The organism is Pseudomonas sp. P5_B2 (genome assembly GCF_056400445.1).
Genome location: NZ_JBFULH010000348.1, coordinates 1 through 4,341 on the forward strand (window position 1 = coordinate 1; position 4,341 = coordinate 4,341).

Genomic DNA, 4,341 nt, shown 5'->3' on the forward strand with positions numbered 1-4,341 from the left:
AATTGATGCCGACTGATACGCCGCYATCGCGAGCAGGCTCGCTCCCACAGGGGGTTGGGGTTGATCCAAAAAATCAGTAGTACGGATGCTGCGGACTGTCGATGGCCTTGACACCGTTCTCGCGCCACAACTGACCATACCCCCGCACCAGAAACCCGCCACTGCGCGCAATCCATTGCTCGCGGCGCGCATGATAAGCACGCGGCAAGTCGTACCAGGGCAGTCCCGGCAAGTCGTGATGCACAAGATGAAAGTTGAGGTTCAGGAACAACCAGCGCCACGGCCAGGCCGCTTCATTGAGCACGGTACGTTGCTCGCAAGCAGCGTGGGGACGATGTTCATAGTAGGAGCGAATCATCGCAATCGACAGCGCCGGCACGCTGATCAGCACCAGGTAATGCCACACCGGCAGCACGCTATAACGGACGATGAACGCCAGCATCAACAAGGTCAGCGCACCGTGGGTCGACCACATCAGCCAGGCTTGTCGCTGGCCGGCTTTCAATCGCTGCCCTTCTCCCCGAACCAGCGCCAGTAATGCCAGCGGTGCGCCGAATAGAAAACGCCCCAGGACGGTTTTGTTCAGCCAGTGCAGCCCCTGTTCGAACAGCGAACTACCCTGCCACTGCTCGGTACTCAGATAGCGGCTCTCAGGATCGCGACCCGGAAGGGTCAGGTCTTCGTCGCGGTGATGCAGCAGATGGCTGTCGCGATACAGGGTGTAGGGATACCAGACAGCGAACGGTGCATAGCCGAGGACTTTGTTCAGCCATGTCCAGCGGGTCGGGTGACCGTGCAGCAATTCGTGCTGTACCGACAACCACAACACCAGCAGGGGTATGAGCAACACCGTGCTCCACCACAGTCCCAACCGGTCACTCGCCATGACCAGGCTGAACCAGCCGCCGTATACGCCAATCAACAACAGCCAGGTTGGCCATTCGGTACGGGCGGTAATGCGTTGACGCAGGGTGTCGATTTCTTCTCGGTGGGCGCTATCGAAGTAATGAGGCATGGCGTTGCTCAGATCGGGAACCAGTCCCCTTCTGTGCAACAGCCTTGGGAAATCTTGCAGATTATTTGCTTATATCGTTAGACGTGCAGCAGGAGCCCGATGGCCGGGCTCCCTTGGCGCGGGATCAATGACCGAACACATCCACCTTCTTGGCCTTCTTGTCCGCGCGCTTTTCGATGGCGGTTTTCGCCGGCTTTTTCTTCGCTGCTTTCTTCGAATCCATACCTTTGGACATGATGCGTACTCCACTCACACGGGATGTGAGATCAGGTATACACCTATCCCTGCGCGCGTGTTCTTTTATAATCGCCGGCTTTACACACTGACAGTCCAGCCCCATGCCCGACACCCGGTACACCTTGCTCGACGAGCCGTTATGGCCATTGATGAACAAATTTTATCGCGCTCACCAATCGCCGATTAAGGCCGTGCGCGACGCTCGGTTATGGGTCGCGCGGCGCGATGAGATTGTGGCGGCGCTGTGCTTGCGGCCGGTGGCGGGCGGGTATTGGCTGACGGGGTTGTTTGTCGCTCCGACCTGTCGCGAACAGGGGGTTGCCGGCGCGTTGATCGCGGCGGCGGTCAAGGACCTCGACCTTGCGGTGTGGTTGTTTTGCCATCCGGATTTGCGCGGCTTTTATGAACGTCGCGGCTTTGCCTTCGACCCGCAGATGCCCTATGCCATGGTAGAACGCTTGAGCCGCTATGCGCGCAACAAGCCGATGATTGCGATGGGGCTGGAGCAGGGCACATTCACTGAAGACTTGTGAAAATCCCCTGTGGGAGCGGGCTTGCTCGCGAATGCGGTCTGACATTCGACATTGATGCTGGCTGATCCACCGCCTTCGCGAGCAAGCCCGCTCCCACCTGGGTTCTGCGGCGTGTTCAGTCGTCGGCGTTTGGATCAAGGTCCGGGAACATGACCTCGGTAAACCCGAACTTGCTGAAGTCGGTAATCCGCGACGGGTACAAACGGCCGATCAGGTGATCGCATTCATGCTGCACCACYCGCGCATGGAACCCTGAAGCGATGCGCACGATGGACTGCCCCTTGGGGTCGAAGCCTTCGTAGCGAATCTGCTGGTAACGCTCCACGGCGCCACGCAGGCCGGGCACGGACAGGCAACCTTCAAAGCCCTCCTCCAGCGTCGGGCTCAACGGCGTAATCAGTGGATTGATCAGAATGGTTTGCGGCACCGCTTCGGCGTCTGGATAGCGCTCGCTGTGCTCGAAACCGAAGATCACCAGTTGCAGGTCGACCCCGATCTGCGGTGCCGCCAGGCCAACGCCTCCGACGCTTTCCATGGTCTGGAACATGTCGTCGATCAATTGCCACAACTCGGGGCTGTCGAACATCTCGGCCGGAACCGGCGGGGCAATGCGTAGCAAGCGCTCATCGCCCATTTTCAGAATTTCACGGATCATTTGATGACTTCGTCGGTAGGGGGATGGACCGAGTGATCGCGACCCAATCCCGAAACATGGTGTTTTTGATGGTCATGGCCGGGCTCGCCAGGGTACTTCTCGCCGGGGTCCTTGCCCTCCCTCGACATGTGTTCGATCACCGCGTTCATCTCCGCACCGAGCAGCAGTACCGCAGATGAAATGTAGAAGTACAGCAACAGCACGATGATCGCGCCGATACTGCCATACATGGCGTTGTAGTCGGCGAACGTTTTGACGTACAGACCGAAGCCCACGGAAGCGAGGATCCACACCACCACCGCCAGCACCGAACCCGGTGTAATGAAACGAAACTCTTGTTTGACGTCGGGCATGACGTAATAAATCAGCGCCACCGCGACCATCAACAAAATCACAACGACAGGCCAGCGAAGGATGGTCCACACGGTGACAATAAAGTCTTCGAGACCGACTTGCGAGGCGATCCAGCCCATCACCTGTGGGCCCAGAACCATCAGCGCTGCAGCGATCAACAGCATCCCGGCGATGCCGATGGTGTAGATGATCGACAATGGAAAGCGCTTCCACGCTGGCCGGCCTTCGACCACATCGTAGGCCGCGTTCATGGCGCTCATCATCAGCCGCACACCGGCGGAAGCGGTATACAGCGCAATCACGATACCCACCGAGAGCAAGCCGCCCTTGGATTGCTGGAGCTGGTCAATCACCGGGTTGACCTGTTCCAGCGCCTGGGGCGGCAATACCAGTTCCGATTGCAGGCGCAGCCAGGAGAAAAAATCCGGCAGGTGCAGGAAACCGATCAGCGCAATCAAGAACAGGATGAAGGGAAACAACGAGAACAACATCTGATAGGCCAGCGCCGAGGCATAGGTCGACATTTCATCGTCGATGAACTCGGTGACCGTGCGCATCATCACACGGTGCAATGGCAGCTTTTTCATGTCCGGGAAAATCATTAGCGTCTCCTTTCGCCGCAAGATCGGGAGTCAGTCAGAGCGACTCAAGGGCCGTTTTCTACATCAAAGTAGCCTACTTGGCGACTTTGAAACAATTTCTGCGTTCAAGTTCAGGTTGATACAAAAACGGCCATCCGTGGATGGCCGTTCCTGATCATCTTCAAAGGCCGAATCAGGCCTCGTCGACACCTTTCTTGATGGCATCTTTGGCTTTGCCCACGGCTTGCTGAGCTTCGCCTTTTCTTTCCTGAGCTTTGCCTTCGGTCTGCAGCTTGGGGTTGTCGGTTGCTTTGCCGACACCTTGCTTGACGTTGCCGACCGCTTCGTTTGCCATGCCTTTTACTTTATCGCCAGTGCTGCTCATGGTGTTTCTCCTGTGAACAATTCTATGAGAAAAGTAGTTACACAAGGATTGACCGGAGGCGTTTCAGCGGAGTTTCATTTATTTTGTATCGCACATTTCGTCGATCTTGGCAGGTTGGGCTTTATGTTTGGCGACCAACCCCCGAGAATGCGCAACGTATTCAGGCCATGGCGCTGAAGATCCAATCCCGTAGGAATGTTATGAAACTCGATAAAAAGCAGGCCATTGCCCGCAGAAACCAGGAACTTGGCGGTGCCGTGCTTGGCGTCAACAACTGCCATTTCACCGAATTGAACCGCAACCGCAACATCTGGTGGTTCGATATCCCGGTCGCGCGCCTGGCCGTTGGTCAGTACGAGTGGGTTCACTTGCTGATGCACACGCCGGACACCGACGAGCTGCTGCACCTGAAAGTGCCGACCGTGTTCCTGCGTGAAAAGCTTGAAGGCCTGGTGGTGCGTAATGAAGGCAAGCGCAAGGCTGCCTTGAGCCTGGAGCTGAGTGCCGACAAGGACTCGTACCTGCAAGACATGCGCCCGGCGGGTACCAACGTCAATTTCGCGCCGTTCCGTCTGTAACAC

Annotated in this window: 6 protein-coding genes; 2 read left to right on the forward strand and 4 right to left on the reverse strand. The window is 57.3% G+C overall.

Annotation, left to right across the window (positions count from 1 at the left end):
• Positions 1–73 precede the first annotated feature (73 nt).
• On the reverse strand, positions 74–1,015 hold the full coding sequence (locus tag AC1DRJ_RS20050; protein WP_477803679.1) for a fatty acid desaturase: 942 nt from the start codon (positions 1,013–1,015) through the stop codon (positions 74–76).
• A gap of 338 nt (positions 1,016–1,353) precedes the next feature.
• Between AC1DRJ_RS20050 and AC1DRJ_RS20055 the strand changes: the two genes are divergently transcribed.
• Positions 1,354–1,785: a GNAT family N-acetyltransferase gene (locus AC1DRJ_RS20055; RefSeq protein WP_477803680.1), complete on the forward strand. Its 432-nt coding sequence runs from the start codon at positions 1,354–1,356 to the stop codon at positions 1,783–1,785.
• Positions 1,786–1,900: 115 nt separating this feature from the next.
• Here AC1DRJ_RS20055 and def read toward each other — a convergent pair whose 3' ends face one another.
• The 3 genes from def to AC1DRJ_RS20070 form a co-directional block, all read right to left on the reverse strand.
• Positions 1,901–2,440, reverse strand: coding sequence for a peptide deformylase (def, locus tag AC1DRJ_RS20060; RefSeq protein WP_477803681.1), 540 nt, complete (start codon positions 2,438–2,440; stop codon positions 1,901–1,903).
• Complete coding sequence (locus AC1DRJ_RS20065; protein ID WP_477803682.1) at positions 2,437–3,396, reverse strand: YihY/virulence factor BrkB family protein; 960 nt, start codon at positions 3,394–3,396, stop codon at positions 2,437–2,439. Before AC1DRJ_RS20065 ends, def begins: the two co-directional genes overlap by 4 nt.
• A 172-nt stretch (positions 3,397–3,568) precedes the next feature.
• Positions 3,569–3,760, reverse strand: coding sequence for a CsbD family protein (locus tag AC1DRJ_RS20070; RefSeq protein WP_477803683.1), 192 nt, complete (start codon positions 3,758–3,760; stop codon positions 3,569–3,571).
• A 200-nt stretch (positions 3,761–3,960) separates the two neighbouring features.
• Here AC1DRJ_RS20070 and AC1DRJ_RS20075 point away from each other — a divergent pair, with 200 nt between their 5' ends.
• Positions 3,961–4,338 (forward strand): hypothetical protein, encoded by a 378-nt coding sequence (locus tag AC1DRJ_RS20075; RefSeq protein ID WP_046032015.1) that lies wholly within the window; start codon positions 3,961–3,963, stop codon positions 4,336–4,338.
• The last annotated feature ends 3 nt before the right edge of the window (positions 4,339–4,341 follow it).

Coding starts and splice junctions, on each gene's coding strand:
- AC1DRJ_RS20065 (WP_477803682.1), bottom strand. CDS start 3,396: ATGATTTTCCCGGACATGAAAAAGCTGCCATTGCACCGTGTGATGATG.
- AC1DRJ_RS20075 (WP_046032015.1), top strand. CDS start 3,961: ATGAAACTCGATAAAAAGCAGGCCATTGCCCGCAGAAACCAGGAACTT.
- AC1DRJ_RS20050 (WP_477803679.1), bottom strand. CDS start 1,015: ATGCCTCATTACTTCGATAGCGCCCACCGAGAAGAAATCGACACCCTG.
- AC1DRJ_RS20070 (WP_477803683.1), bottom strand. CDS start 3,760: ATGAGCAGCACTGGCGATAAAGTAAAAGGCATGGCAAACGAAGCGGTC.
- AC1DRJ_RS20055 (WP_477803680.1), top strand. CDS start 1,354: ATGCCCGACACCCGGTACACCTTGCTCGACGAGCCGTTATGGCCATTG.